The following is a 21,411-nucleotide window of genomic DNA, read 5'->3' as shown; positions in this document are numbered from 1 at the left end:
CAGTGCCGGAGGGGGCGGGTCAAGGATTTTTGCGTTGCTTAGTGGGAGAATTTGTTCCATTGCGTTTCGTTATGAGTACCGGAGGTGCGGAAATATCTGCGGCCACAGCGGAGTTGGGCCGGACATGACAACAATCGGAATCATTGGTGCAGGACACATTGGAAGCCAGATCGCGCGGAAGGCGGTGGAGCTGGGCTACGACATAGTCATCAGCAACTCCCGAGGCCCGGAAACCCTGTCCGGGCTGGCCGCGGAACTAGGCCCCAAGGCACGGGCAGCCACAGCGGCAGAAGCAGCAGCGGCCGGCGATTTCGCCGTGGTCACTGTTCCCCTCAAGAACTACAAGGACATTCCCGCGGAGCCGCTGGCCGGCAAGATCGTCATCGACACCAACAACTACTACTGGGAACGCGACGGCCATATCCCGGCCCTGGACAACGGGGAAGCCATCACCTCCGGGCTGCTGCAGGAGCACCTGCCGGAATCGAAGGTGGCCAAGGGCTTCAACCACATTGGGGCTGGCCAAATCACCACGGACGGGACGCCGGTGGGCACGGAGAACCGGCGCGCGCTCGCAACCGCCAGCGATTACCCGGAAGCGGCCGAGCTGGTCACCCGCCTCTATGACGAATTCGGCTTCGATGCGGTGAACGTCGGGCTGCTGGAGGAGAGCTGGCGAGTGGAGCGCGACCGGCCGGCGTATGGGGTGCGGCAGAACGCACAGGAACTGAAGGACAACCTCGCCAAGGCGCCGCGGACCATCTAGGGCCCCTGTCCATCCCGGATATACAAAACTGGCTGGCAGCAGACGGCTCCAAGGGCGACGTTAGCTGCCAGCCAATCTTTGGCCCGCTAGTCCCACGCAGGAACCAGCACCACTTCATGCGGGCTGGCAGGGCGCATGAACTGCGCATTGACGGCGGCGAGGGTATCGCCAAACCTGGCAACCGTCGTCGGGATGTCAAAGTGCTTGCTCGTGATGACGTCCTCAACTTCGAAAGAGGACAGGTCGTCGCAGAGCTCCAGCCGGCTGATCTGGTTGGCCCTGTTCTGGACCGCCCATACGGTATCGCCCTTCACCAGGATCCCGTCCACGAACTTCAGGTCCGGTCCTTCAATCCTGCTGCTTTTGCCGGTGTCCCGGTCAACGGCATAGAGGGCTTGGTTCTGCGTGTGGGCGACAATGAGTACGTCGTCGTCTTCTGCTGCAGCTGCAATGCCGTTAAATCCGAACTGGTTAGGTTGCAATGGTTCCCCTGCCTCGCCGCCTACCTTCAGTGTCTCCACATCGTCCGCTTTGCCCAGCTTGCCCTCACGGCTAACCGGAATGAAGTAGAGCTCTGGCGCAGCCGAATTGGTGAACCAGGCGCCGTCCGGGGTGAGGGTTACGTCATTGATGAACCCGGGGGACAGATCATATTCCTTGACGGCGTCGCCCGTTTCGGTGTTGTAGACGTATGCCTTCCCCTTGGACCCACCGGCCACAAACAGCAGGTCGTTCCGGACGTCCGCCTTCATTCCGACGGCCATCCTGCCCTCCGGCGCGTCAATGAAACGCTTGGCCTTTCCTTCACGGATGTCGCCACGGAAGATATCGCCGGTCATCAGTTCTCCGGCGTAAAAAGTTGTTTCCTTTCCTGCCGCAATGCCCTCGGCTGATTTGGCGCCCTGGAGAACTATGACATCGTCCCCGGAAGGCGGTGATGCCGTGGCCGGCATTGCCGTGGGTAACAGCAGTGCCAAAAGAGCGATGAATCCGGCTGCGGTTCGGCGCTGTACGGTTCGGCGCAGTGCTGTTCGGCGCATGATGCTTCCTTGCATTGGGCTGATGCGCGGGGCCCAATCTGCGGCAGCTCCGCACGATGGTGATGCCAGTTTAAGCACCTGCCGGAAGGCCCGCCAGAGCCTGATGCCCCCTTCATAGTCCCGGCCGCAGGCAGGGTAGACCAGCACCGTGTCCCGGATTCTGCTTACAATCAAAACCTCAATCAACTACTGAGGGACCCATGAAGAAACTCACCACAGCCCTGTTCGCTGCCGGACTCGTTCTTTCCGCCACAGCCTGCACCGCTTCGAACCAGCTCTCCACCGCGGAAACCTGCGAGCGGATCCAGAGCGTTGTATCCAACCCCGCGAACAACGCCGGCAAGACGGGCATGAACCGGCTGGCCAACCAGATCCGTCCCATCCATGCCGTTGCCTCCGATGACCTCAAGCCCGCACTTCAGTCGATCCTTGAGTACACGGACGAGCAGGCAAAGGAAACACCGGACGAGGCCAAGCTTTCCGAGCTCCAGGCCGGCTACGAGCAGGCTGGCAGCACCTACAGCCAGTTCTGCAGCTAAGCCCTACTCTTTGGCCGGGCCCGGCTGCCCTTCCTGGAAGGTGGCCGGGTCCGTATTCGCACCGCACAAAACCACCGCAACGCGCTCCCCTGGCTTCGGCATGTAAGCCCCCGCGGTGAGGGCAGCGTAGGCGGCGGCAGCTCCGTGTTCCACCATGATGCGATAGTCGTTCCACAGCAGCGAACGTGCGGCGACGATGTCGGCGTCGGATACCAGGACGCTGACGACGCCGGCGCGGACCGCGACGGAGAAGCCGATGTCCCCGATGCGTCGGGCTCCCAGGGAATCAGCAGCGATGCCGGATACCGCCACGTCAACAGGTTCCCCGGCGGCAAGTGCCGCGTGGAGCGTCGGCGCGTTTTCCGGTTCGACGCCCACGACCTTGGCGTGGCCTTCCACGGCCGCGGCGATTCCAGCCATTAGTCCGCCGCCGCCCACAGCCACCAGCACGGTGTCCACCCCGGCTATCTGCTCCAGCAGCTCCGTCCCCACGGTTCCGGCGCCGGCCGCGATTTCGGGCTGGTCATAGGCGTGGCAGTAAACAGCACCCGTTTCCTGGGCGTGGGCCACAGCCGCCTGGTAGGCCACGGCGTATTCGGCTCCGCCCTGGATTACCGCGGCTCCGATCGCTTCGAGCTTCCGCACCTTCACGGCCGGAGCGGCAGCCGGGACAAACACGGTTGCGGGCACTCCCAGTTGGGCTGCCGCGTATGCGTTGGCCAGTCCGGCGTTGCCTCCGGAGGCCACCACCACTCCGACGTCAGACTTCAGCTCACCGCGCTCTTTGCTCGCAAAAAGGCGGTTCAGCGCGCCGCGGGCCTTGAAAGTGCCGGTGTGCTGCAGAAATTCGCACTTGAACCACACATCGCCGGGGAACGCGCCCGGGTCGGCCTGCAGGACAGGCGTCAGTCGGGTGAGTCCTGCTGTCCGCTGTGCCGCGTCATCCACATCGGCGCGGGTAATCACCTCAGACTTCGTCGTCCCAGCTTCCCGGCTCGGCCAGGGCTTCCTCGGGTTTGTGCTCCTGCGGCGGTTCGCCGCTTCCTGAGTACGAGGCCGGAACAGTACCGGCAGCGTGCCCCTGCTGCTCTTCGCGGATATTGCTGGCACCGGGCAGCTCCGGGTGCTGGCCGCTCTGCGGAGCCTGCGTCACCTGCGCGGCCTCGTCGGGGTCACCCGGACCACGAAGGTCGGCGGTGTTCGGGGGTTCCTCATTCGAAGTGGTCATGATCCTGCCTTTCACCTACCGCCCGCGAGCCGGCGCGTCAGCGTTTGTCGCGGTCGTTGAATTCTTCGTCCAGTTCGTAGTGGCGGAACTCGGTTTCGGGGTTCGGTTCGCCGTCAACCACCACTTCGTGATCCAGCTGGCGTTGGACTTGGCTGTCCAGTACCTGCAATTCGTGGTCCGGAACTGTTTCCAGATCCGCCGGGAACTGGTCTTCCGGAGTGAGGTGCAGCTTATCGCTCATTGAGTCCGCCATGTCTTCATGCTGGGTATTGGTTGGTTCAGTGTACGGTGCTGACCCCTCAGCCCGTCCCGCTTTCTGCAAACCAGCTCCCAGCACAGACGGGCGGGCAGGACCATCCATGTCCTGCCCGCCCTGCCACTTGTTACCAGAACCAGCCCTAAGGCGTGGCCGTCGGCGAAGCGGAGGACGTCTCGGCCTCTTCAGTCTCGGTCTCTGTTGCCTCAGGTGACGCCGAACCGCTCGGTGACGACGTGCTGGCGGAACCGGAGGTGCTGGTGGACGTCGGGCTGGAAGTTGCGCTGCCGCCGTCGGCCTTCTGGAGCACCTCGTTGATCAGGTCCTCGAGTTCCTTCTGGTCAGGATCGCCGAGGTTGGCACCGCTCTTGGTGGCGACCACCAGCAGCCTGCCCTCGGCGGCGGATACCTGCATCAGCTTCTGCTGGTTCTCCCCGCTGCGGGTGCTCAGCGTGCCGAAGGTCTTTTCGGCATCCGTGTCAGCCTGGAGCTCCTCGCTGGTGACCTCGTAGGTCTGCCCCAGCGCCGTGACGGAGAACGTGGCGCACTGGTCCATCTTGCCGCTGATCTCGTCCAAGACCTCGACGGCGTCAGGCCCCTCGCTGCCCGACTGCGCAGACACGGTGCGGGGCTGGTCGCCTTCTGACAGCGCGACGGCGATCTCACCGCTTTCGACTGTGTCCAGCAGCCCTGCGGTGGCGATGTCCTTGCAGTCTTCAGGATCAACAGTCGCCGTGCTCAAGAGCAGGTTGGCGATGTTGCCGCCCTGGTCCACCTGCTCCTTGGAGTACAGCTTGAGTTCGTTGCCGTCCTCATCCTTCATGCCCGAGATCAGCTCGCGCAGCTCGTCTTCCGAGTAGACCTTTGCTTCTGCCGTTGCCGAGGCACTCGCCGTTTCGGTGGCCGTGGGGCTCGCAGAACCACCACCGCCTCCTGTGCAACCCGCGAGGGCAATCATCGCTGCTGTCATCAATCCAAGCGCAGGTACTTTTCGCATCAGGTACAACCCCTTGTGAGATAGGAAGCATGCTTAGTGTTATTAACACTAAAGGGTTTTCGCTGATGCAGGAAATACCGGCGCGGCAACTTTCAGCCCACGCAACCCAGTGCATCCTGGGCAAGCAGGCTGTGGAATAATCCGAAGCAGTGGTCCTTACCGGACCGCTCCACGGATTGGAGGGGCCTGACGTGCCAGCCACAGTAGCACAAGGGGGCAGCGCTCCGGCGGCGAGCGCGGCCATCAACAATTCCCAGGTCCCCAAGCATGAGCAGCTGCGCCTGATCATCCTCAGGCTGGCCAAGGAGGAACTGGAGCCCGGCGCCCGGCTTCCCAGCGAGCGGACCCTGATGGACTCCTATGGCGTTAGCCGGATTACAGTGCGCGCCGCCATCGGGCGGCTGGTCAACGAGGGCCACCTGGTCCGCGTCCCCGCGAAGGGCACTTTCGTTGCCGATTCCCCCGTGCAGTCCACCCTGCACCTGGCCTCATTCACCCAGGAAATGGAGGCGATGGGGCACGTGCCCAGCACCGTTGTGCTGGTAGCGGAGGCCGCTGCCGCCCCCGATGACACCGCCGACGCCCTAAGCCTGGCTCCGGGATCCGAGGCCATCCACCTCAAGCGGCTCCGGCTGGCGGACGGCCGGCCGGTCAGCGTGGATGACGCCTGGTATAACCCCGAACACGTCCGGGGGCTGCTGGACATCGACCTGACGGGATCGGTTTACAAGGCACTTGCGGCGCAGCTGGGCCACCAGATTGACCGGGCGCGGCAGAGCGTCCGGTCCGAGGGCGCCCCGGCGGACGTCGGGGCGCTCCTCGGCACCGGAACGGGTGCGCCGGTGTTGGCGTTCGACCGCGTTTCCTATTCAGGGCTGCTGGCCATCGAGCATTCGCGCTCCTGGTACCGCTCGGACCGCTACTCCCTCAACATGGAGGTCCGGCTCTAGGAACCGGCCCGGCCTTCGCGCTAGTCGAGCGAGAAGAGGCTGGCCCCGGCGGCTACAGTGCCGGATGCGACCAACGTTGCGGTGTCGGGTTTCGTGTCAAGGACGACGACGGGACTCACCATCGAGTACCCCGCCGCCAGGGCGGCGGTGGGGTCCACGCGCATAACGGGAGCGCCAGCATCAATAGTGTCCCCTTGCGCAATGAGCAGCTTGAAGCCTTCGCCCTTGAGCTTGACCGTGTCAATGCCCACGTGGGTCAGGACACCCCGCCCGGACGACTCCACCACAACAAACGCATGCGGCAGGAGCTTGATCACCTTTCCCGCCACCGGGGATACGACGTCGAACATCTCGCCCGAAGGCGGTTCGACGGCGGCGCCGGACCCCACCATCTGACCCGCGAACACGGGGTCCGGAACCTCCGCGAGGGGAAGCACCCTGCCGCTAATGGGCGAATGGACAACCAGGGACTGCGCCACTAGAGGAGGTCCTCGATGTCCTCGGCCAGGTTGTCAGCCTCGGGCCCCACAATGACCTGGACGGCAGTCCCAGCAGCCAGGACGCCGTGGGCTCCGGCGGCTTTGAGGGTGGCTTCGTTGACGAGCGAGCCGTCTTTGACCTCCGTGCGAAGGCGGGTGATGCAGGCTTCGATTTCGACGATGTTGCCGGCTCCGCCGAGGCCTTCAATGATCTTTTCTGCTTTGGACATGGCTGCCCTTTCTGACGGTGCCCGCTCGGAGCACTGACTCATCACCGGGGCCGGCGGCCCAAGTGCGACCAATTATGGCGTCCATCGCCCGGACTTTTGAATAGCCCGGCAGCTTATCCACTGCCTTGACAGGCACTCGTGGGATGGATCACACTGAACTGGTCATAACCAGACAGTACCGGCTCACCCCATCACTCCACAAGCCCCACCGACCCCGCAGAGGTGCAACCATGTCAACATCTGATACCGCCGCCCTGGCTCCGGAGAAGAAGCCAAACAGGGTTTTCGCGACCCTGCAGCGCCTTGGCCGCTGCCTCATGCTCCCCATCGCCGTCCTGCCCGCGGCAGGCATCCTCCTGCGCATCGGCCAGGCCGATCTGCTGGGAGCCATCCCCGGCTTCGAAGGGGGCGCGGCGGTCATCTCGGCGGCAGGCAACGCCGTCTTCACCTGGCTCCCGCTGATCTTTGCGGTGGGTATTGCCATCGGCTGGGCCAAGAAAGCTGATGGATCCACCGCGTTGGCGGCGGTGGTGGGCTACATGGTGATTGACGGCGTCTTCAAGGCGATGTCCCCGCTGGTACTTGTGGGACAGGTGGATCCGGCGGGCAAGCCGGCCATGATCAACTACGGCGTCCTCGCCGGCATTGTGGTGGGCCTGTTTTCCGCAATGCTCTGGCAGCGGTTCTACCGCACCAAGCTTCCTGACTTCCTGGGCTTCTTCAGCGGCCGGCGCCTGGTGCCAATCCTGACCTCCGTCGCCAGCCTGGTGGCCGGCGTCGCCCTGGCCTTTGTCTACCCGTTCTTCAATGCAGGCCTTTCAGCCGTAGGTGAGGCCGTGGCAGGCAATGCCGTTGCCGGCGGCGGAGTCTACGGCTTTGCCAACCGCATGCTCATCCCTGCAGGGCTGCACCACATCCTGAACTCCGCCGTCTGGTTCCTGATCGGCGACTACACCGACGCCTCCGGCCAACTGGTCCGCGGCGACCTCAACCGGTTCTTTGCCGGCGACCCCAGCGCGGGCATCTTCATGACCGGGTTCTTCCCCATCATGATGTTCGGCCTTCCGGCTGCCGCCTTGGCCATCTGGCGCCACGCCAAGCCTTCGCAGAAGAAGATTGTGGGCGGCATCATGCTCTCCACCGCCCTCACGGCATTCCTGACCGGCATCACGGAACCGCTCGAGTACTCCTTTATGTTCGTTGCCTTCCCGCTCTACATCGTCCATGCTGCCCTGACCGGAACCTCCATGGCCCTGGTCAACGCGCTGGACATCCACCACGGGTTCACGTTCTCCGCCGGGCTGATCGACTTCATCCTCAACTTCGGCAAGTCGGAGAACGGCTGGCTCCTAATCCCCATCGGCCTGGGCTACGCGGTGATCTACTACTTCCTCTTCTCCATCGTCATCAAGCGCTGGAACCTGCGGACGCCCGGCCGGGAGGACGACGAGGTCACCGTGGAGACTGACGCGGCCAAGTAAGCCGCAGGCCAGCCGCCACCCAAAAGCCACAGCAACCGAAAGCACTGAACATCATGGAAATCGTCATCCTTCCCGCTCCCGCAGATGTGGCCCGCACTGCCGCAGACGCCATCGAACAGCAGGTCCGCAGCGGCCCGTCCGTCCTTGGCCTGGCCACGGGCTCAACACCGCTCGGCACCTACCAGGAACTCATTGCGCGGCACCGAAACGGCGGATTGAGTTTTGCCGGGGCGCAGGCCTTCCTCCTGGACGAGTACGTGGGCCTGCCCAGCACGCATCCCCAGTCCTACCATGCGGTGATCCGGGAGGAGTTCGTGGACAGTGTGGACTTCCCCGCGGGCGCTGTCCACGGCCTGGACGGTGTAGCGGAGGATCTCGAAGCCGAGGCAGGCCGGTACGAGGCCGCGATTGCGGCAGCAGGCGGGGTGGACATCCAGATTTTGGGCATCGGAACGGACGGGCACGTGGGTTTCAACGAGCCGATGTCCTCGCTGGGCTCGCGGACCCGGATCAAGACACTGACCCAGCAGACACGGCAGGACAACGCCCGCTTCTTCGAGGATCCGGCGGATGTTCCGGACCATGTGCTGACCCAGGGGCTGGGCACCATCCGCGAAGCCCGGCACCTTCTGCTGCTGGCCATGGGCGAGGCCAAGGCAGAGGCGATCGCGGCGGCCGTGGAAGGTCCGGTGGCGGCGGTGTGCCCTGCCTCCGCGCTCCAGCTCCACCCGCACGTCACCGTCCTGCTGGACGAGGCTGCGGCGTCCAGGCTGGCCCACCGCGAGTACTACCAGGACACGTTCGGGCGGAAACCTGCCTGGCAGGGACTTTGAGCGCGGCCCCGGGCACGCCCCGGACGCCGCAGCTCGAGCTGGCGGTGGAGAGTGCCGAGGGCGTGCGGTTAGCAGCATCGGTGGGCGCCGCGAGGGTGGAACTTTGCGCGGCCCTCACCGAAACTGACGGGATCACCCCGAGCATCGGAACCGTGGAGCAGGCGTGTGGGGTGGGTCTTCCGGTCCATGTGCTGGTCCGCCCCCGCCCGGGCAGCTTCGCCTACAACGCCGAGGAGCTTGAGGTGCTGGAGCGCGACGTCGTTGCGGCGCTGGCTGCCGGGGCCGCCGGCGTCGTGGTGGGCATGTTGGCGGACGACGGCGGACCCGACGTTGCAGCGCTTCGTCGGGTTTCAGACGTGGCACGCAACCACAGTCCAGCTGCGGAGGTGACGTTCCACCGGGCGTTCGACGCGGCTCTCGCCGCAGGCGTGGACCCTGCCGATGCACTTGCCCGGCTGCACGATGGCGGAGTCAGCCGTGTGCTGACCAGCGGCGGAAGCGCCGACTGCACGGCGGGACTGCCGATGCTGGCCCGGCTGGTGGAGCTGGGACGGGACCACGCGCCGTCGTTACAGATCATGGCTGGAGGGGGCGTCCGGCTGGAACTGATGTCCGCGCTGGTCCGCAGCGGAGTCCATGCCGTTCACACTTCGGCGCGGAACTACGACCATTCCACCGGGACCAGGGCGAATGCCGCTGATCCCTTACTCGCTGCCAGTATGGCAGCAGCGCTTGCAGCAGGAGGCTGACCACTTATGGGCGAGGAACTGATACTTCGGGGCCGGATTGTGTCCGGGAGCATGGACATCGAGGACGGCCTGGTAGCGGTGGACGGCGGGCACATCACCTACGCCGGACCGGCGTCGGGCTTCCGTGGGGAGGCTGCAGGGGACGTGGGTGCGCCCGACGGGAATGCCGCCGACGGGAGTGCCGCCGGAAAGGGTGCGGGCCACATCCTGATGCCGGGCCTGGTGGACCTGCACTGCCATGGCGCCCACGGGTCGGATTTTTCGGAAGGTTCCGTGGAGGGCGCCCGTGCTGCTGCCCGCTACCTGCATGGGCGGGGCACCACTACGCTGCTGGCCAGCCTGGTGACGGCAGCGCCCGCAGACCTGCTTCGTAGCCTCAAGGCGCTGCGGACGGTAACGGAGGAAGGGCTGGTCGCGGGGTCACACCTGGAGGGCCCCTTCCTCTCACCGGGGCAGTGCGGGGCGCATGACCCCTCGCTGCTGCTGGAACCTGATGCGGGGCTGATGGCCGAACTGCTCGAGGCGGCGGGCCCTTCCCTGGCTTCCATGACGCTGGCCCCGGAACTGCCGGGCGCCGGGGAACTGGCGGACCTGCTTTCTGGCCGCGGCGTCATTCCGTCCCTGGGGCACACCGCCGCAGATCACCCGGCCGCCGCCTCGTTTTTGGAGCGGGCTGCCGCAGGGCTTTCTTTGGCGCCCGCGCTTGCCGCAGCACCGGAGCCTTCCGTGGAGCCAGACCCTTCCGTGGAGCCAAGCCCGGAAACGGCACGCGGGGGCCGGCGCCCAACCGTCACGCACCTCTTCAACGCGATGCCCAGCCTGCACCACCGCTCCCCCGGCCCCGTCTCCGCGTGCCTCAGCGCCGCCCGCGCCGGGAACGCCGTCGTCGAACTCATTGCCGACGGCGTCCACCTGGCTCCCGATACAGTGAAGACGGTGTTCGAGCTGGTGGGAGCAAACAACATCGCGCTGGTTACCGACTCCATGGCTGCCACCGGCCTGCAGGACGGCCACTACAAGCTGGGTACGCTGACGGCAACAGTTGAGGGAGGCGTAGCGCGGGTAAACGGCACGGGCGCCATCGCCGGCGGCACGGCCACGCTCCTGGACGTTGTCCGCACCGCCGTGGCAGCCGGCGTTGCGTTAAGGGACGCCATCACATCAGCCAGTGCGGTGCCGGCGGCGGTCCTGGGATTGTCGCTGCAGGCGGGTGACCTGCGGGCAGGGATGCCAGCCGACATCGTGGTGGTCAACACCGAACTGCAGCTGGCAGGAGTCCTGCGCCGGGGCGAGTGGGTCACGGGGCTGCAGTCCTCCGTCTAGCCGCAGGCACGGTTCGGAATGTTGGAAATTTTGTCTGACTGCCCCGTTTGGCGGCTATGCACTCCTCAAAAGTCAGTGCCTGCGTAGATGACGCTGGGGTGCGGACAGGGGCAAGCGGCCGCGAGACAACCGCGGACGGACTGTTTACCGACGCGCCCACTGCACTGGTCACCCCATCAGCCGCACGCACTCAAAATGTCAGTGCCTTCGTGGATGATGTTCATATGGGACACGGCGTGGATGGGACAGCAGCAATGGAGGGCATTCAGGCCTCTGTTGATGTCCTCGATGCGCTGTTCCTTGAGGATGCGTCCTTGGAGGATGCAGCGGCAGCCGCTGCCGGGGTTGACGTGCTGCAGCGCAAGTACGAGCTCCGTTTGGACCGGTTGGCGGCCGTGGCGCGGCTGGAAGCACAGCTCGCTGCGCTCAAGGCCCGGGACGCAGCCCAGGCCGTCGACATCCAACACGCGATGACCCCGCCCGAGGCGCCCGTGCACGAGCGGACCTATGCCGAGATGTCAGCGGTGGAGGAAATCGCTGCCGTCCTGGCTATCAGCGCCCCGGCCGCCGGGGCGCTCGTCACCCAATCCCGTCAGCTCTGCTCCCTGCCGCTGGCACCGGCCCTGGACGCCCTCTCCGTCGGGACCATCTCCTGGCAGCACGCCAAGATCATCGCCGACGAAACCGACAGCCTGGGCCCCGCCGGCGCCGCGAACCTGGTCGCCCATTTCCTGGACCCGGACGCCCCCAACCCTGCCCGCGGAGCCGCCGCCGGCACACTGGTCCCCTCCCGGTTCCGGACCAAAGTCCGCAACTGGCGCGAACGCCACCACCCCGAATCCCTCGAAAAACGCCACACCAAAAGCGTCGCCGACCGGAGAGTAGAGCACAGCCCAGACCGCGACGGCATGACCTGGATCTCCGCCTGCCTCCCCGCCCACCAGGGCTTAGCCATCTGGAACAGGATCACCGCCCTCGCCCGCGGCGCCCAAAGACCGGACGAACCCCGCACCCTTACCCAACTCCGGACCGACATCCTCGCCCACCTGCTCCTCAGCGCAGCACCGGCCCTCAACCCCGCCCCGGAAACCAGCGAACACACCAACAAAAACGGCTCCGCCGACGGTCCCGACAACGCCATCGGCCTGGCATCCCTGGCCGCAACAAACACCAGCACCAACACCAAGACCAGCACCAACACCAACACCGGCACCGGCACAGGCACCAAGACCGGCACCGGCACACACGATCCCGCGGGCCCTGCCGACGACAAGGGGTACGCCGGTCACGGGCGGTACGCCGACATCGCCACAGTCCCGGTCCCGAACGCCCAGGTCCTGGTCACCGTCCCGGTGTTCGCACTGCTGGGCCTCACCGACGAACCCGCGACACTGGACGGCTACGGACCCATCCCCGCCTCGATGGCACGGCAACTCCTCGCCGACGGCGCCACCTCCTTCCACCGGGTCCTGGTGGATCCGAGGGACGGGGCACCACTGGAAATCGGACGGACCGGCTACCGTCTCACCAAAGCCATGAAGCAGGCACTACAGCTGCGGGACGGAAAATGCACTTTCCCCGGCTGCAACAACAACACCCCGGACAACCACACCGACCACCTCCACGCCTGGCACCACGGCGGAACCACCGGAATCACCAACCTGGCCCAACTCTGCCCAAAACACCACCGCCTCAAACACCACGGCACCTGGACACCCACAACAGCAACCCAACCACACCGACCACCTCCACGCCTGGCACCACGGCGGAACCACCGGAATCACCAACCTGGCCCAACTCTGCCCAAAACACCACCGCCTCAAACACCACGGCACCTGGACACCCACAACAGCAACCCAAAACGAACCACCCGGCTGGATCTCGCCCACCGGGAGACACTACAAAGCTGAACACCCCGACTGGGAACCACCAGTATGGCCACCCGGATTCCGGCAGGCTGAAAAGAGCTACTTTGAGGCGGTTCTTGTGGATTACGTAGTTAGCTAAGGGCTCTCTCGCGCTGGTGGGTGCGGGCTTATGGCGGCTGTGTCCGTTTCACGCCCAAGCAGCCCGGTTCAGCCGCACGAAGAAACTCAGTCAGCGCCGGGAAGGTTCACTTCCACCAGCCCGCCCGTGACGCGGGTTTCAAACCGCGGCTGCCTGGCAGTGGCCGGCCCTGCCTGCACCTCGCCGGACCGCAGTGAGAAGGTGCTGCCGTGCCACGGGCAGACCACGCACGGGTCGCCGTCGTCATTATTGTTGGCGCCCTTTAGCTTGCCCTCATGAAGGGGACCCGAGAGGTGGCTGCAGACGTCGGACAGCACGTTGACCGTCTGCGCCTCCCTGAAAACGAGCAACGGCAGTCCGGCCACCACCCGCTTGTGGAGCTTGCCCTGCGGCAGGTCCTCCAACGGGGCGAGGGCCTGCCACCCGCTGGGGAAGCGGTGGGGAATGTCCTCGCTGTGGTTCACACCGGCCGCCTGGCGGTAGCTGAGATGACCGCCCAGGAAGCCGCCAAAACTGACCACTCCCAAGCCCGTGTAGGCGAGCACCTTGCCTGCGCCCTGCTGGCCATTTGCCCGCGCCACCAGCGAAGCGCCGTAGAGACTAACGGCGGTAATGTTGGCTGCCGCATGGACCAGGCCCACCCGCTGCTGCTGGCTGTGCAGCTGCGACCAGTCCATAAAACCTGCCACCGCGGAAGGCACGGCAGAGGCAGTTCCGACGCCGACCAGCACCATTGCTGCCCGGTCATTGCCCGGCAGCGCATCGAGAACGGCAGCTGAAATCCACGAACCCAAGGGAACCTGAACAGCGAGTGGATGAACCGGGTGGCCGATGGGCACTCCGTGCAGGATGTCGCGGGCCCACTGCGGACGGATCGTGCGTTTTACTACTTTCCGGACCTTCTTGGCCACGGGATCGAGCCACTTGGCATCTTCCAGCCGGGCAACAAGTTCAAGTGCAGGCAGCGGTTTCATGTGAGTCCCTTACCCCGTTCGTCAAAGTCCAGTCGATTCTCCAGATCCAGCCGATTGTCAAGGTCCAGCCGATGCCCGAGAGCCTAGCTGCTGGCGCACGCGAGGGACAGGGGTGCGCGGCAGCAGCGCCACGCGATGGGCGCGGTTCAGCGCAGCGGCGACCCCAGCACGGTGAATTGGTGGCCGCCCATCTCAGCGGAGAGCAAGGGCATCGCCTCGGCGATGGCTGCCCGCACACCGTCCAGCTGAAGGGAGGACCGGTGCGCTTCCGGTGACTCCCAGAGTTCGGACACAAACACCGTGTCCGGCGCCTCGTCATTGACGCCCACCTCGTACAGCAGGCAGCCTGCCTCCTTCAGCCCGGCCATGGGCCGGAGCAGGATTGACACAACGGCGTCGCGCTGGCCGGGATTGGTTCCGAGACTTCCCACATTCGCAAAGGTCATGGAGACAGTGTGCAGCATAGGGCCGACAAGAAACGGGAAACTATCGCGCCGTCGTCGTACGTCCGCCCGCTCCCGGCTGATGTCACACCGCTGTGGTTGGATGGAGTTCTCTTATCGGGGATGGAGGCGGACATGGAAGTCTGGACGGGGAGCCCCTATCCGCTGGGCGCCACCTATGACGGCAGCGGCACGAACTTCGCGGTGTTCAGCGAGGCGGCGAGCGCCGTCCATCTGTGCCTCTTCGACGACGACGACGCGGAGCATCGGATCAGCCTGGAGGCCGTGGATGCCTTCGTCTGGCACTGCTACCTCCCGCATGTCCTGCCGGGCCAGCTGTACGGCTACCGGATGGAGGGCACCTATGATCCCGCCCGCGGCCTCCGCTTCAACCCGCACAAGCTCCTGCTCGACCCCTACGCCAAGGCAACCACCGGCGATATCACTTGGGGCCAGCCGATGTTCTCCTATAACTTCGGCGACCCCACAACCTTCAACACGGAAGACTCCGCCCCCAACACGATGAGGTCCGTGGTGATCAGCCCGTTCTTCGACTGGCAGCACGACCGCCCGCCGCGGATCCCCTACAGCGACAGCCTGATCTACGAAGCCCATGTGAAGGGCCTGACCATGAGCCATCCGGAGGTGCCGGAGCGGGAACGCGGCACTTACGCCGGCATCGCCCACCCCGCCGTCATCGAACACCTGAAGAAACTTGGCGTGACGGCGATCGAACTGATGCCTGTTCACCAGTTCGTCCAGGACAGCACGCTGAAGGACAAAGGCCTCAGCAACTACTGGGGCTACAACACCATCGGCTTCTTCGCCCCGCACGAGAGCTACAGTTCCAGCACCAGGCCGGGGCAGCAGGTGCAGGAATTCAAGGCGATGGTCCGCTCCCTGCACGCCGCCGGCATCGAGGTGATCCTCGACGTCGTTTACAACCACACCGCCGAAGGAAACCACCTGGGACCCACACTGTCCTTCAAGGGCATCGACAACCAGGCGTATTACCGGCTGGTTGACCATGAGAAGCAGCATTACCTGGACTACACGGGCACGGGCAACACCATCAATGTCAGGCACCCACACGCCCTGCAGCTGATGATGGATTCGCTGCGGTACTGGGTGCTGGAGATGCATGTGGACGGGTTTCGCTTTGACCTCGCCTCTGCCCTGGCGCGCGAGTTCTACGAGGTGGACCGGCTGTCGAGTTTCTTCGACCTCGTCCAGCAGGATCCCGTGGTGTCCCAGGTGAAGCTCATCGCCGAGCCATGGGATGTGGGCCCGGGCGGGTACCAGGTAGGCAACTTTCCGCCCCTTTGGACAGAATGGAACGGCAAATACCGCGACGCCGTCCGCGACTTTTGGCGCGGCGCACCGGCCACACTGGGTGAGTTCGCCTCCCGTCTGGCAGGTTCCTCCGACCTTTACGAAAGCTCGGGACGCCGGCCCGTGGCATCCATCAACTTCGTCACAGCCCACGACGGTTTCACTATGCGCGACCTGGTCTCCTACAACTCCAAGCACAACGAAGCTAACGGCGAAAATAACAACGACGGCGAGTCCCACAACCGCTCGTGGAACTGCGGGGTGGAAGGACCCACCGCGGACAGCGGCATCCTCGCGCTGCGGGCGCGCCAGCAGCGAAACTTCCTGGCGACGCTCCTCCTTTCCCAGGGCGTTCCCATGGTGCTGCACGGCGACGAACTGGGACGCAGCCAACTGGGGAACAACAACGCCTACTGCCAGGACTCGCCGCTCTCGTGGATCAACTGGGAGGAAGCGGACCAGCCCTTGGTGGAGTTTCTTGCCGCCGTCTCCAGGCTGCGCCGGGAGCACCCCACCTTCCGCCGCAACAGATTTTTCCAGGGCCGCCCCGTCCTGCGTGGCCTCGGCCAGCCACTGCCGGACATCGTCTGGCTCGACAAGGATGCTTCTGCCATGGTTCCCGGCGACTGGGACAACCCCCTCGCGAGGGCCCTGGGTGTGTTCTACAACGGCGCGGCGGTGGGCAAGGACCACCGCGGCCGCATGATCCGTGACCACAATTTCCTGCTGTACTGCAATTCAGGCGACGATCCGGTGGTTTTCACGCTGCCCAGCGCGGAATACTCGCCCAGCTGGGAGCAGCTCATCGACACAGCCGGTGAACACGCGGACACGGGCCTCCTCCACGCCAATGAGACCGTGGAACTGGTAGGAAAGTCCCTGCTGGTGCTTCGGGCCTACACCACCCCGCCGGAGAAACCCGACCACTCCGTCTCCGCTTCCTTAGCGCTGCTTACAACACCGGAACAGCGGGAGTCACCCAAGACGGAGGTCACTGGGCGCGGATAAATCCAGGGCGGCTCCGCCATCTGGGCGACCTGGACGAGATGGCCTTGCCGGCCCGGCAGATCCTGGCCGCCACCCTTGGCCGGACGGCGGAGCAGGTCCGACCGTATTGCTTGCGCTGACGATTGCCTTGGGCAAAACAGGCGCCCTGGAAGCACTGCGCAGGAGGCGCCAGGCCGGTACCACGGCCTGACCGTTGGAACGCCTGTCCTGGCCAAAAGCAGTCAGATCAGCGCGTGCATCCCGTGGCTTCTCGGCCGGCCGAACGAGGCGGCGCCCAGGAATTCGACGGCGACGAAGGGCTCATCCCCCACCACCCATTCGTCGTGGCCGGGAGGAAGCGCATACGTGTCGTTCGCGTGGATCATGGACCGCCCACCCTCGGCCGTTTCAATTTGCAGTTGCCCTGAGATGCAGTAGCCGAGGTGGTGGTGCTCGCAAAAAGTTGTCAGCTCGGCCGGCTTGGCGGATTCCGACCAGCGCCAGCCCGGCGCGAGGATCAGCCGCGCCACCGAGTAATCATCCACGGTCACAAGATCGAACTCCGCCTTGTCAGGGCAGCGCTTCCTGTCAGGAACATCAAACGACTTAACTGCTAGAGCTCTGATGAAATTTGCGGTCATTCGGACACAGCCTATGAATGGAGGTGGACGTCCGGCGACGAGCCGGACGATCTGTTCGGATACCGGCGAGCGGTTAAGAATGTCGAGACCAAGTAGCTGCGTGCGCCTTGCCCCCGGCGCACACCCGTTCACCAGAGCGTGCTGGCGTATCTATAACCGTAGCCCTGCGGCACCTGAAGTCAATGGTCAGCAGGTGCTGTGCGGCTGTGGGCCTAACGGCCTCAAGTTCTTTGGGGCACGGCCGGCGTGCCACGAGTGCCCAGCGAACCGCCAGTGCACTCCTTTCGTTTCAGTCCCCTTGACTCCCCCGCCCCTCCTTCCCTACACTTTTCATAAAGCAGAATCTAAATTCCACAAAGCGGAAACGGCGGCCAGGCCGGTAAGCAAGGGAAGATAGATCAAAGCCCCTCCTTGGAAGGACCTACGATGACGTACACAGTGAACTGCTCCATCCTCCTCACGGAACTGCCCCTGCTCGAGCGCCCCGCCGCAGCCAAGGCAGCAGGCTTTGACGCTGTCGAGTTCTGGTGGCCCTTCGAAAGCTCCGTCCCTTCCGACGCACAGGTCGCCGGATTCGAGAACGCCATCAAGGATGCCGGCGTCCAGCTCACCGGCCTGAACTTCAACGCCGGCAACATGCCCGGCGGCGACCGCGGCCTGGTGTCTTGGAAGGGACGCTGCTCCGAGTTCAAGGACAACATCGACGTTGTTGCGGGCATCGGTGAGCGCCTTGGCTGCAAGGCCTTCAACGCCCTTTACGGCAACCGGCAGGACGAATTCACCCCCGAGGAGCAGGACGAACTGGCTGTCAAGAACCTCGCCGCAGCTGCAGATGGCGTCGCCAGGATTGGCGGAACCGTCCTCCTCGAACCGGTCAGCGGCGCACCCAAGTACCCGCTCCTCACGGCTGACGACGCACTCAAGGTCATCGCCCGCGTGAACGCGGAGGCCGGCGTCGGCAACATCAAGCTCCTCGCCGACTTCTACCACCTGTCCGTCAACGGCGACGACGTCGAATCCGTCATCGAAAATCACGCCAAGGACTTCGGCCACATCCAGATTGCCGACAACCCCGGCCGCGGTGCCCCCGGCACCGGCACCCTCCCGCTGGGCGAGTGGATCGCTCGCAGCCGCGAACTCGGCTACGAAGGCTACATCGGCCTCGAGTACAAGGAACCGCAGGAAACCGCCTTCAGCTGGGCCATCCGCCAGCGCATCAGCCAGTAATCTTCACCCCGCCCAACTGAGTAGCGCCAACTGTCGTTTTGAAGCCTCATAACGACAGATAGCGCTACCTAGTTGGGTCCGGCTTCCCCAATCACCACTCAGACTTCCAGAAAGAGAACCATCATGAGCAACGTTGCAGTTATCGGCCTCGGAATCATGGGCCTGCCCATGGCCATCAACCTGGTCAAGGCCGGCCACAGCGTCACCGGCTTCAACCGCAGCCAGGACAAAATCGACAAGCTCGTCTCCGAAGGCGGCAAGGGCGCCACCAGCATCGCGGACGCCGTCAAGGATGCCGACGTCGTCATCACCATGGTCCCGGACTCCCCCGATGTTGAGGGCGTCGTCAGCGGCAAGGACGGCATCTTCGCCAATGCGAAGAAGGGCACCTTGTGGATCGACGCCTCGAGCATCCGCCCGGACGTCGCCAAGCGGCTCGCCGATGAAGCCCGCGAAGCCGGCATCCGCCCCTTGGATGCCCCGGTCTCCGGCGGCGAACAGGGCGCCATCGACGCCGTCCTCTCGATCATGGTCGGCGGCGACAAGGAAGACTTCGACGCCGCCTCGGACGTCCTGAACGCCGTCGGCAAAACCATCGTCCACGTCGGCCCCTCCGGCTCCGGCCAGACCGTCAAGGCAGCCAACCAGCTGATCGTCGCCGTCAACATGGAGGTCCTCGGCGAGGCCATCGCCTTCCTCGAGGCCTACGGCGTGGACACCGACGCCGCCCTCAAGGTCCTCGGCGGCGGCCTGGCCGGCTCCAAGGTCCTGGACCAGAAGGGCCAGAAGATGCTGGACCGCAACTTCGACCCCGGCTTCCGCCTCGCCCTGCACCACAAGGACCTGGGCATCGTCACCTCCGCCGCCCGCGAAGCCAACGTCGCCGTCCCCCTCGGCGCCGTCGTCGCACAGCTTGTCGCCGCCACCGTCAACCAGGGCGACGGCGGCCTGGACCACTCGGGACTCTTCAAGCAGGTCCTCCAGCTCAGCGGCCGCGAGTAACCCCGGCCGCCAGCCACCCAGCACACAAAGTTTTTGTCCAGATACGCAGGCTTTCACGTCCTCTAAGTCTGCATATCTGGACAAAACTCCCTTCAGCACACCCAAAAACAGACTTTCCCCCGAACAGACTTAAGTAGGAGCACACCATGAGCAAGATGCGTACCGTTGATGCAGCGGTGGCCATCCTGGAAAAGGAAGGCGCCATCGAGGCGTTCGGCCTGCCAGGCGCCGCGATCAACCCCTTTTATTCCGCAATGCGGGCCCACGGCGGCATCCGCCACACCCTCGCCCGCCACGTTGAAGGCGCCAGCCACATGGCCGACGGTTTCAGCCGCGCCAAGGACGGCAACATCGGCATCTGCATCGGCACCTCCGGCCCGGCCGGCACCGACATGATCACCGGCCTCTACGCCGCCTGGGCCGATTCCATCCCGATGCTCTGCATCACCGGCCAGGCCCCGGTTGCCAAGCTGCACAAGGAAGACTTCCAGGCCGTGGACATCGAGTCCATCGCCAAGCCCGTCACCAAGATGGCCATGACCATCCTGGAGCCCGGCCAGGTTCCCGGCGCCTTCCAGAAGGCCTTCCAGCTGATGCGTTCCGGCCGCCCCGGCCCCGTCCTGCTGGACCTGCCCATCGACGTACAGCTGGCCGAGATCGAATTCGACATCGATACCTACGAGCCCCTGCCCGTCGAAAAGCCCAAGGCCTCCCGCAAGCAGCTGGAAAAGGCCCTGGACATGCTCACCGTCTCCCAGCACCCGCTGATCGTGGCCGGCGGCGGCATCATCAACGCCGGCGCCTCCGCGCAGCTGGTGGAACTGGCAGAGACCCTGAACATCCCGGTCATCCCCACCCTGATGGGCTGGGGCACCATCCCGGACGACCACCAGCTCATGGCCGGCATGGTGGGCCTGCAGACCTCGCACCGCTACGGCAACGAGAACTACCTGCAGAGCGACTTCGTGATCGGCATCGGCAACCGCTGGGCCAACCGCCACACCGGCGGCCTGGAGACCTACACGGCAGGCCGGAAGTTCGTGCACATCGACATCGAACCCACGCAGATCGGCCGCGTGTTCTCGCCGGACCTGGGCATCGCGTCCGACGCCGGTGCGGCGCTGGCCGGGCTGGTTGAGCTCGCCAAGGAGCGCAAGGCAGCAGGGTCCCTGCCGGACTACAGCGCCTGGGTTGCCGAATGCCAGGAGCGCAAGGCCTCTCTGCACCGCAAGACGCACTTCGAGAACATCCCCATCAAACCCCAGCGCGTGTACGAGGAGATGAACAAGGCCTTCGGCCGCGACACCATTTACGTGTCCACCATTGGCCTGTCCCAGATCGCCGGCGCGCAGATGCTGCACGTGTTCGGCCCGCGCAAGTGGATCAACGCCGGCCAGGCAGGTCCCCTGGGCTGGACCGCTCCGGCGGCCCTCGGCGTCGTTCGCGGCAAGCCGGACGAGACTGTTGTTGCCCTCTCCGGTGACTACGACTTCCAGTTCATGATCGAGGAACTGGCCGTGGGCGCGCAGTTCAACCTCCCGTACATCCACGTTGTGGTGAACAACTCCTACCTGGGCCTGATCCGCCAGTCGCAGCGCGGCTTCAACATGGAGCAGAACGTGTCCCTGGCGTTTGACAACATCAACTCGCCGGAAACCAATGGCTACGGCGTGGACCACCTGAAAGTGGCCGAGGGCCTGGGCTGCAAGGCCGTTCGGGTGGAGGACCCCAATGACCTCGCCGCCGCGTTCGACAAGGCCAAGGCACTGATGGGTGAATTCCAGGTTCCCGTGGTGGTGGAAGTGATCCTGGAAAAGATCACCAACATCTCCATGGGCGTGGAAATCAACGCCGTGAACGAGTTCGAGGAACTGGCCGAGACCGCTGCCGACGCCCCCACCGCCATCCTGGCATTGCAGGGCTAAAC

21 protein-coding genes and 1 pseudogene are annotated in these 21,411 nt (G+C 64.8%); 12 read left to right on the top strand and 10 right to left on the bottom strand.

Features of this window, described 5'->3' with window-relative positions; genetic code table 11:
* Positions 1-124 precede the first annotated feature (124 nt).
* Positions 125-766, top strand: a complete 642-nt coding sequence (locus tag M8J71_RS04255; RefSeq protein ID WP_256246748.1) for an NADPH-dependent F420 reductase — start codon at positions 125-127, stop codon at positions 764-766.
* Positions 767-852: 86 nt separating this feature from the next.
* Here the strand turns inward: M8J71_RS04255 and M8J71_RS04250 are convergent, their stop codons facing one another.
* Complete coding sequence (locus tag M8J71_RS04250) at positions 853-1,806, bottom strand: hypothetical protein (protein WP_256246747.1); 954 nt, start codon at positions 1,804-1,806, stop codon at positions 853-855.
* Positions 1,807-2,006: 200 nt separating this feature from the next.
* On the opposite strand from M8J71_RS04250, the gene M8J71_RS04245 reads away from it, so the two are divergent.
* Positions 2,007-2,345 (top strand): hypothetical protein, encoded by a 339-nt coding sequence (locus M8J71_RS04245; RefSeq protein ID WP_163165915.1) that lies wholly within the window; start codon positions 2,007-2,009, stop codon positions 2,343-2,345.
* 3 nt (positions 2,346-2,348) lie between these two features.
* Here M8J71_RS04245 and M8J71_RS04240 read toward each other — a convergent pair whose 3' ends face one another.
* The 4 genes from M8J71_RS04240 to M8J71_RS04225 all read right to left on the bottom strand — a co-directional run bounded on the left by M8J71_RS04240 (position 2,349) and on the right by M8J71_RS04225 (position 4,826).
* Positions 2,349-3,311: a threonine/serine dehydratase gene (locus M8J71_RS04240; RefSeq protein ID WP_256246746.1), complete on the bottom strand. Its 963-nt coding sequence runs from the start codon at positions 3,309-3,311 to the stop codon at positions 2,349-2,351.
* 1 nt (position 3,312) lies between these two features.
* On the bottom strand, positions 3,313-3,573 hold the full coding sequence (locus tag M8J71_RS04235) for a hypothetical protein (RefSeq protein WP_256246745.1): 261 nt from the start codon (positions 3,571-3,573) through the stop codon (positions 3,313-3,315).
* A gap of 37 nt (positions 3,574-3,610) precedes the next feature.
* A complete protein-coding gene (locus M8J71_RS04230) occupies positions 3,611-3,814 on the bottom strand; it encodes a hypothetical protein (protein WP_256246744.1) in 204 nt (67 codons plus the stop codon).
* Positions 3,815-3,971: 157 nt separating this feature from the next.
* Positions 3,972-4,826, bottom strand: coding sequence for a hypothetical protein (locus tag M8J71_RS04225; RefSeq protein WP_256246743.1), 855 nt, complete (start codon positions 4,824-4,826; stop codon positions 3,972-3,974).
* Between the two features lie 191 nt (positions 4,827-5,017).
* On the opposite strand from M8J71_RS04225, the gene M8J71_RS04220 reads away from it, so the two are divergent.
* Positions 5,018-5,776 (top strand): GntR family transcriptional regulator, encoded by a 759-nt coding sequence (locus M8J71_RS04220; protein ID WP_256246742.1) that lies wholly within the window; start codon positions 5,018-5,020, stop codon positions 5,774-5,776.
* A gap of 20 nt (positions 5,777-5,796) precedes the next feature.
* Here the strand turns inward: M8J71_RS04220 and M8J71_RS04215 are convergent, their stop codons facing one another.
* Both M8J71_RS04215 and M8J71_RS04210 read right to left on the bottom strand, forming a co-directional pair.
* A complete protein-coding gene (locus M8J71_RS04215) occupies positions 5,797-6,255 on the bottom strand; it encodes a PTS sugar transporter subunit IIA (protein WP_256246741.1) in 459 nt (152 codons plus the stop codon).
* On the bottom strand, positions 6,255-6,485 hold the full coding sequence (locus M8J71_RS04210; RefSeq protein WP_104043504.1) for a glucose PTS transporter subunit EIIB: 231 nt from the start codon (positions 6,483-6,485) through the stop codon (positions 6,255-6,257). Before M8J71_RS04210 ends, M8J71_RS04215 begins: the two co-directional genes overlap by 1 nt.
* Positions 6,486-6,715: 230 nt before the next feature.
* Between M8J71_RS04210 and M8J71_RS04205 the strand changes: the two genes are divergently transcribed.
* The 5 genes and pseudogenes from M8J71_RS04205 to M8J71_RS04185 all read left to right on the top strand — a co-directional run bounded on the left by M8J71_RS04205 (position 6,716) and on the right by M8J71_RS04185 (position 12,878).
* Positions 6,716-7,966 (top strand): PTS transporter subunit EIIC, encoded by a 1,251-nt coding sequence (locus M8J71_RS04205; protein WP_256246740.1) that lies wholly within the window; start codon positions 6,716-6,718, stop codon positions 7,964-7,966.
* A 53-nt stretch (positions 7,967-8,019) separates the two neighbouring features.
* Positions 8,020-8,799 (top strand): glucosamine-6-phosphate deaminase, encoded by a 780-nt coding sequence (nagB, locus tag M8J71_RS04200; protein ID WP_256246739.1) that lies wholly within the window; start codon positions 8,020-8,022, stop codon positions 8,797-8,799.
* Entirely contained in the window at positions 8,796-9,548 is a 753-nt protein-coding gene (locus M8J71_RS04195; protein ID WP_256246738.1) for a copper homeostasis protein CutC, read from the top strand. The genes nagB and M8J71_RS04195 overlap by 4 nt, the downstream gene beginning before the upstream one ends.
* A 6-nt stretch (positions 9,549-9,554) precedes the next feature.
* Complete coding sequence (locus tag M8J71_RS04190) at positions 9,555-10,871, top strand: N-acetylglucosamine-6-phosphate deacetylase (protein WP_256246737.1); 1,317 nt, start codon at positions 9,555-9,557, stop codon at positions 10,869-10,871.
* A gap of 395 nt (positions 10,872-11,266) precedes the next feature.
* Positions 11,267-12,878: pseudogene (locus M8J71_RS04185) on the top strand (DUF222 domain-containing protein).
* An 86-nt stretch (positions 12,879-12,964) separates the two neighbouring features.
* Here M8J71_RS04185 and M8J71_RS04175 read toward each other — a convergent pair.
* On the bottom strand, positions 12,965-13,852 hold the full coding sequence (locus M8J71_RS04175; protein ID WP_256246736.1) for a Rieske 2Fe-2S domain-containing protein: 888 nt from the start codon (positions 13,850-13,852) through the stop codon (positions 12,965-12,967).
* 146 nt (positions 13,853-13,998) lie between these two features.
* Entirely contained in the window at positions 13,999-14,298 is a 300-nt protein-coding gene (locus M8J71_RS04170) for a putative quinol monooxygenase (protein WP_256246735.1), read from the bottom strand.
* 132 nt (positions 14,299-14,430) lie between these two features.
* On the opposite strand from M8J71_RS04170, the gene glgX reads away from it, so the two are divergent.
* On the top strand, positions 14,431-16,635 hold the full coding sequence (gene glgX, locus M8J71_RS04165) for a glycogen debranching protein GlgX (protein ID WP_256246734.1): 2,205 nt from the start codon (positions 14,431-14,433) through the stop codon (positions 16,633-16,635).
* 221 nt (positions 16,636-16,856) lie between these two features.
* Here the strand turns inward: glgX and M8J71_RS04160 are convergent, their stop codons facing one another.
* Positions 16,857-17,255, bottom strand: coding sequence for a cupin domain-containing protein (locus M8J71_RS04160; protein WP_256246733.1), 399 nt, complete (start codon positions 17,253-17,255; stop codon positions 16,857-16,859).
* Positions 17,256-17,681: 426 nt separating this feature from the next.
* Here M8J71_RS04160 and M8J71_RS04155 point away from each other — a divergent pair, with 426 nt between their 5' ends.
* From M8J71_RS04155 to gcl, 3 genes are all read left to right on the top strand, one after another.
* The gene (locus M8J71_RS04155) at positions 17,682-18,482 is read left to right on the top strand and encodes a hydroxypyruvate isomerase family protein (protein WP_256246732.1); all 801 of its coding nucleotides are present in this window, start codon (positions 17,682-17,684) and stop codon (positions 18,480-18,482) included.
* Positions 18,483-18,605: 123 nt separating this feature from the next.
* Positions 18,606-19,484: a 2-hydroxy-3-oxopropionate reductase gene (locus tag M8J71_RS04150; RefSeq protein ID WP_256246731.1), complete on the top strand. Its 879-nt coding sequence runs from the start codon at positions 18,606-18,608 to the stop codon at positions 19,482-19,484.
* A 146-nt stretch (positions 19,485-19,630) separates the two neighbouring features.
* Positions 19,631-21,409: a glyoxylate carboligase gene (gene gcl / locus M8J71_RS04145; RefSeq protein ID WP_256246730.1), complete on the top strand. Its 1,779-nt coding sequence runs from the start codon at positions 19,631-19,633 to the stop codon at positions 21,407-21,409.
* Positions 21,410-21,411 lie beyond the last annotated feature (2 nt).

Origin of the sequence: Pseudarthrobacter sp. R1 (genome assembly GCF_024494415.1) — a bacterium.
Classification (GTDB): Bacteria; Actinomycetota; Actinomycetes; order Actinomycetales; family Micrococcaceae; genus Arthrobacter.
This window is presented reverse-complemented; position numbering and strand designations above follow the sequence as displayed.

Bases quoted from the DNA above. Each gene is read 5' to 3' on its own strand.
- M8J71_RS04170 (WP_256246735.1), bottom strand. From the start codon at position 14,298: ATGACCTTTGCGAATGTGGGAAGTCTCGGAACCAATCCCGGCCAGCGC.
- M8J71_RS04250 (WP_256246747.1), bottom strand. From the start codon at position 1,806: ATGCGCCGAACAGCACTGCGCCGAACCGTACAGCGCCGAACCGCAGCC.
- gcl (WP_256246730.1), top strand. From the start codon at position 19,631: ATGAGCAAGATGCGTACCGTTGATGCAGCGGTGGCCATCCTGGAAAAG.
- M8J71_RS04155 (WP_256246732.1), top strand. From the start codon at position 17,682: ATGACGTACACAGTGAACTGCTCCATCCTCCTCACGGAACTGCCCCTG.
- nagB (WP_256246739.1), top strand. From the start codon at position 8,020: ATGGAAATCGTCATCCTTCCCGCTCCCGCAGATGTGGCCCGCACTGCC.
- M8J71_RS04230 (WP_256246744.1), bottom strand. From the start codon at position 3,814: ATGAGCGATAAGCTGCACCTCACTCCGGAAGACCAGTTCCCGGCGGAT.
- M8J71_RS04235 (WP_256246745.1), bottom strand. From the start codon at position 3,573: ATGACCACTTCGAATGAGGAACCCCCGAACACCGCCGACCTTCGTGGT.
- M8J71_RS04245 (WP_163165915.1), top strand. From the start codon at position 2,007: ATGAAGAAACTCACCACAGCCCTGTTCGCTGCCGGACTCGTTCTTTCC.
- M8J71_RS04150 (WP_256246731.1), top strand. From the start codon at position 18,606: ATGAGCAACGTTGCAGTTATCGGCCTCGGAATCATGGGCCTGCCCATG.
- glgX (WP_256246734.1), top strand. From the start codon at position 14,431: ATGGAAGTCTGGACGGGGAGCCCCTATCCGCTGGGCGCCACCTATGAC.
- M8J71_RS04225 (WP_256246743.1), bottom strand. From the start codon at position 4,826: ATGCGAAAAGTACCTGCGCTTGGATTGATGACAGCAGCGATGATTGCC.
- M8J71_RS04190 (WP_256246737.1), top strand. From the start codon at position 9,555: ATGGGCGAGGAACTGATACTTCGGGGCCGGATTGTGTCCGGGAGCATG.
- M8J71_RS04175 (WP_256246736.1), bottom strand. From the start codon at position 13,852: ATGAAACCGCTGCCTGCACTTGAACTTGTTGCCCGGCTGGAAGATGCC.
- M8J71_RS04160 (WP_256246733.1), bottom strand. From the start codon at position 17,255: ATGACCGCAAATTTCATCAGAGCTCTAGCAGTTAAGTCGTTTGATGTT.
- M8J71_RS04205 (WP_256246740.1), top strand. From the start codon at position 6,716: ATGTCAACATCTGATACCGCCGCCCTGGCTCCGGAGAAGAAGCCAAAC.
- M8J71_RS04255 (WP_256246748.1), top strand. From the start codon at position 125: ATGACAACAATCGGAATCATTGGTGCAGGACACATTGGAAGCCAGATC.
- M8J71_RS04210 (WP_104043504.1), bottom strand. From the start codon at position 6,485: ATGTCCAAAGCAGAAAAGATCATTGAAGGCCTCGGCGGAGCCGGCAAC.